Below are 4,934 nucleotides of genomic sequence, written 5' to 3' on the forward strand. Positions count from 1 at the left end.
ACGTCGATCACCGCTTGCCATTGAGCGAGGGACATTTTGGTCATTTCGCCATCCTTGACCTTGATCAACAGACCGTCGCGTAGAATCCCTGCATTATTGATCAAACCGTGAATTGCACCGAAATCGTCAGCGACTTGGGCGACCATGTGGGTTACCTGTTCTTCGTCTGCCACGTTGCACAGGTAAGCACGCGCCTCCACGCCCTGGGCCTTGCACGCGGCCACCGCCTGGTCGAGCTTTTCCTGATTCAGGTCCACTAGCGCGAGCTTCATGCCTTTCCCGGCCAGATATTCGGCCATCGAGCGACCCAAACCCTGGCAACCGCCCGTGATAATTATTATTTTGTCTTTCAAAAGCATTTTTGTGGCCCAATAAACGATTAGTGGTACTGCAAAATTTTTGAGTGGCCGTCATGTTGCGACGGACGCTTCATAAGGAGTCGTAAGATGAGCGCGAAAGCGGCTAAGCATGCCCGAGAACTGTTGCTCAAGGAATACCGAGGCGTGTTGTCCACGCACTCCAAATCAATGCCCGGCTTTCCGTTCGGCTCTGTCGTGCCTTATTGCCTGGATGACCAGGGACGGCCGTTAATTTTGATCAGCCGGATAGCTCAACACACCCACAACTTGCAGAAAGATCCCAAGTGTTCGCTGTTGGTGGGCGAGCGTGGCGCTGAGGACGTGCAGGCGGTGGGCCGTGTGACGGTATTGGCCGAGGCGGAGAAGGTGCAAGACGCCGCAGGCATTGAAGCAGCTGCTCAACGCTATTATCGGTTTTTCCCGGAGTCGCAGAGTTATCACAGCGCCCACGATTTTGATTTCTGGGTGTTGGCCCCGGTGCGTTACCGTTTCATCGGCGGTTTTGGCGCGATCCACTGGCTTGACGACGTGGCGCTGGCCAATCCCTTTGCCGGTAAGGCCGAGGCAAGTATGGTCGACCACATGAATGAAGATCACGCCAAGGCCATCGCGCACTATGTTCAACTGACCGGTCTGCCGCATACGGAGCCCGCGGTGATGGTGGGTGTCGACAGCGAAGGCATGCACCTGCGTATCGGACAAGGCTTGTACTGGCTGCCCTTTGCCAAACCTTGTAATACGCCGACACAAGTTCGCGAGGCCTTGGTTTTGCTGGCTCACGCTGATAAATGGCCGGCCGAAGAAGCCGAGGAGGCTTGAATTAACACTTTTGCGACGTCACATAGGGTTTATTGGAAGTCTTCTTCCGTCGAGGAACTCATTTGATGCGTGTTTTTCTGTTGTTGTTCGTCCTGTTTCCGATGCTTGAGCTGTTTATATTGATCAAGGTCGGCATGGCGATAGGTTTTTTTCCAACCATCTTGCTGGTGGTTGCAAGCTCCATGCTGGGTGTATTCCTGATTCGTGTGGCAGGTTTCGCGACGTCCTTGCGCGCTCGTGCAAGCCTTGCACGCGGCGAGCTTCCTGCTCAGGAAATGCTCGAAGGCCTGATGATTGCTGTCGGGGGTGGTTTGTTATTGCTGCCCGGTTTTATCAGCGACGTACTGGGTGTTATTTGTCTGCTGCCGGTCACCCGCCGAGTATTGGTGGGCAAGCTGCGCAAGCGCGCGGAAGATCAGGCTACGCGGCAACGCGCGTTCGCCGATGATCTGCGTGATCCGCAAGCGGGTGAAGGTTTCGGTCGTGCTGGCATGGCGCAGCCAAGCAACCGTCAGCCGAACGTCATCGAAGGTGAGTTCGAACACCGCGACGGCAAGCAATAGACGCGTTACATACTCAGCCCTCTACGTGGCAGCCTTTAATAAGGCAGTCAGGTCGGCTGCGTTCGTTATAACCGTTGTAATGAATTGCAAAAAAAATCGGTCTCAAGCCTTGTAATCACCTTGCTCGCCCTTATGTATGGGTCACCGCAAGGTTTCTGGTGGAATCACCAGACCGTATTCTGCGTTTCGCTTGTCGAACCGCAACCGGCCACGCCGGATGTTCTAACTCACCGGTGTCAGTCACCGGGACGTTTAAAACCATAATTAGGAGATCGACAATGAAGCTTCGTCCTCTGCATGACCGCGTCGTAATCCGTCGCAGCGAAGAAGAATCCAAAACCGCTGGCGGTATCGTTTTGCCAGGTTCGGCCGCTGAAAAGCCTAACCGTGGCGAGATCCTCGCTGTAGGTACCGGCCGTGTGCTGGACAACGGCGAAGTACGTGCGCTGGCTGTGAAAGTGGGTGACAAAGTGGTGTTCGGCCCGTACTCCGGCAGCAACACTGTGAAAGTAGACGGCGAAGACCTGCTGGTGATGAGCGAGAACGAAATTCTCGCAGTCGTCGAAGCCTGAGTATTCCCCGCGAATTTCCCATTACTACAAAGTATTTAAGGAATAACGATCATGGCTGCAAAAGAAGTTAAGTTCGGCGACTCAGCTCGTAAGAAAATGCTCACCGGTGTAAACGTCCTGGCTGACGCAGTTAAAGCGACCCTCGGGCCTAAAGGCCGTAACGTCATCATCGAAAAAAGCTTTGGCGCTCCGCTGATCACCAAAGACGGTGTGTCGGTTGCTAAAGAAATCGAGCTGAAAGACCGTTTTGAAAACATGGGCGCGCAGCTGGTCAAAGACGTTGCTTCCCGTGCTAACGATGACGCTGGTGACGGCACTACCACTGCTACCGTTCTGGCTCAGTCGATTGTTAACGAAGGCCTGAAAGCTGTAGCTGCCGGCATGAACCCAATGGACTTGAAGCGCGGCATCGACAAGGCGACCATCGCCATTGTTGCCGAGCTGAAAAAACTGTCCAAGCCGTGCACCGACACCAAGGCAATCGCTCAGGTGGGTACCATTTCCGCCAACTCCGATAGCTCCATCGGCGACATCATTGCCGAAGCTATGGAAAAAGTGACCAAAGACGGCGTTATCACCGTTGAAGAAGGCACTGGCCTGGAAAACGAATTGTCTGTTGTTGAAGGCATGCAGTTTGACCGTGGTTACTTGTCCCCGTACTTCATCAACAAGCCAGACACCATGGTTGCCGAGCTTGACGGCCCGCTGATCCTGCTGGTCGACAAAAAAATCTCGAACATCCGCGAAATGCTGCCAGTTCTGGAAGCAGTGGCCAAAGCTGGCCGTCCGCTGTTGATCGTTGCCGAAGACGTTGAAGGCGAAGCCTTGGCGACTCTGGTTGTGAACAACATGCGCGGTATCGTGAAAGTTGCAGCTGTTAAAGCTCCAGGTTTCGGCGACCGTCGCAAAGCCATGCTGCAGGACATCGCTGTCCTGACTGGCGGTACCGTTATCTCCGAAGAAATCGGCCTGAGCCTGGAAACCGCTACCCTGGAACACCTGGGTAATGCCAAGCGCGTTGTGCTGAACAAAGAAAACACCACCATCATCGACGGTGCTGGCGTTCGTTCGGACATCGATTCGCGTATCGCTCAGATCCGCACGCAAGTAGCAGACACCACGTCTGACTACGACAAAGAAAAACTGCAAGAGCGTCTGGCCAAGTTGTCTGGCGGCGTTGCAGTGATCAAAGTCGGCGCCGGTTCCGAAGTTGAAATGAAAGAGAAAAAAGCACGCGTTGAAGACGCCCTGCACGCTACTCGTGCAGCCGTTGAAGAAGGCGTGGTACCTGGCGGCGGCGTAGCACTGGTTCGCTCCCTGCAAGCCATTGCTGACCTGAAAGGCGACAACGCTGATCAGAACGTCGGTATCGCTCTGCTGCGTCGCGCTGTAGAAGCTCCACTGCGCCAGATCGTTGCCAACTCCGGTGACGAGCCAAGCGTTGTTGTTGACAAGGTCAAGCAGGGTTCGGGTAACTTCGGTTACAACGCTGCTACTGGCGAATACGGCGACATGATCGAAATGGGTATCCTTGACCCGGCTAAAGTGACTCGCTCTGCTCTGCAAGCGGCGTCCTCGATTGCCAGCCTGATGATCACTACCGAAGCTATGATTGCTGAAGTGGTTGAAGACAAGGCATCTGGCGGCGGCATGCCAGACATGGGCGGCATGGGTGGTATGGGCGGCATGATGTAAGCCAGCTTTACCCCTTCGCTAGATCCAGAAAAACCTCGCCTTGTGCGGGGTTTTTTTATGTTTGGGGTGTGTACGAGCCCCAGTCGGCCGTTAAGTCTGGTCGAACGCGTCACGACGCCTTAAGCTGCGCCAGCTTCAAAGGCCATAACTGCATACGGAGACCCTCATGCGAATTCTGCTGGTTGAAGACAACCGCGACATCCTGGCGAACCTGGCTGACTATTTGGGTTTGAAGGGATACACCGTCGATTGCGCGCAAGATGGTCTTTCCGGTCTGCATTTGGCAGCCACCGAACACTACGACCTGATCGTGCTCGACATCATGCTGCCCGGCATTGATGGCTATACCCTGTGCAAGCGTTTGCGTGAAGATGCGCGCCGCGACACGCCGGTGATCATGCTGACCGCACGGGATCAACTGGACGATCGGTTACAGGGCTTCCGCTCCGGCGCCGACGACTACCTGTTGAAACCTTTTGCCCTTTCCGAGCTTGCTGCGCGTATTGAAGCGGTCCTACGCCGTGCCCAAGGCGGCGGCCGACGAACCTTGACGGTCGCAGACCTGGTCTACGATCTGGACACCTTGGAAGTAAGCCGTGATGGCCGCATGCTCAAGCTGAATCCGGTTGGCCTCAAGCTGCTGGCAGTATTGATGCAGAAAAGCCCGCATGTGCTGCGCCGGGAAATTCTCGAAGAAGCGTTGTGGGGTGATGATTGCCCGGACAGCGATAGCCTGCGCAGTCACGTACACCAATTGCGTCAAGTGATCGACAAGCCTTTCGCCAAACCACTGCTGCAAACGGTGCACGGCGTGGGTTACCGCTTGGCCGAGGGTCGTGATGGAGTTTAAGCAAAGCCTCGCCCAGCGGATCATCATCGCTTTTGCGTTGATGAGCGCATTGGTGGCCGGGTCGTTCGCATTGGGG

Annotated in this window: 6 protein-coding genes; 5 read left to right on the forward strand and 1 reads right to left on the reverse strand. The window is 55.1% G+C overall.

Translation table 11 applies throughout. The features are described 5' to 3' along the window. On the reverse strand, positions 1 to 359 hold a 359-nt coding region (locus M0974_RS06445), incomplete at its 3' end, for an SDR family NAD(P)-dependent oxidoreductase (protein ID WP_297834203.1). A gap of 87 nt (positions 360 to 446) precedes the next feature. Between M0974_RS06445 and M0974_RS06450 the strand changes: the two genes are divergently transcribed. The 5 genes from M0974_RS06450 (at position 447) to colR (ending at position 4,858) form a co-directional block, all read left to right on the forward strand. Further along, positions 447 to 1,178, forward strand: a complete 732-nt coding sequence (locus M0974_RS06450; protein WP_297834207.1) for a HugZ family protein — start codon at positions 447 to 449, stop codon at positions 1,176 to 1,178. 65 nt (positions 1,179 to 1,243) lie between these two features. Further along, positions 1,244 to 1,741: an FxsA family protein gene (locus M0974_RS06455; protein WP_297834209.1), complete on the forward strand. Its 498-nt coding sequence runs from the start codon at positions 1,244 to 1,246 to the stop codon at positions 1,739 to 1,741. Positions 1,742 to 2,019: 278 nt separating this feature from the next. Continuing rightward, positions 2,020 to 2,313, forward strand: coding sequence for a co-chaperone GroES (locus M0974_RS06460; protein WP_020292988.1), 294 nt, complete (start codon positions 2,020 to 2,022; stop codon positions 2,311 to 2,313). Positions 2,314 to 2,364: 51 nt separating this feature from the next. Further along, the gene (groL, locus tag M0974_RS06465; RefSeq protein WP_297834216.1) at positions 2,365 to 4,008 is read left to right on the forward strand and encodes a chaperonin GroEL; all 1,644 of its coding nucleotides are present in this window, start codon (positions 2,365 to 2,367) and stop codon (positions 4,006 to 4,008) included. 166 nt (positions 4,009 to 4,174) lie between these two features. Next, positions 4,175 to 4,858 carry a two-component system response regulator ColR gene (gene colR, locus M0974_RS06470; protein WP_297834220.1) on the forward strand — a complete coding sequence of 228 codons (684 nt, stop codon included), beginning with the start codon at positions 4,175 to 4,177 and terminating at the stop codon, positions 4,856 to 4,858. Positions 4,859 to 4,934: the final 76 nt, after the last annotated feature.

This window comes from Pseudomonas sp., assembly GCF_026224925.1.
GTDB lineage: Bacteria > Pseudomonadota > Gammaproteobacteria > Pseudomonadales > Pseudomonadaceae > Aquipseudomonas.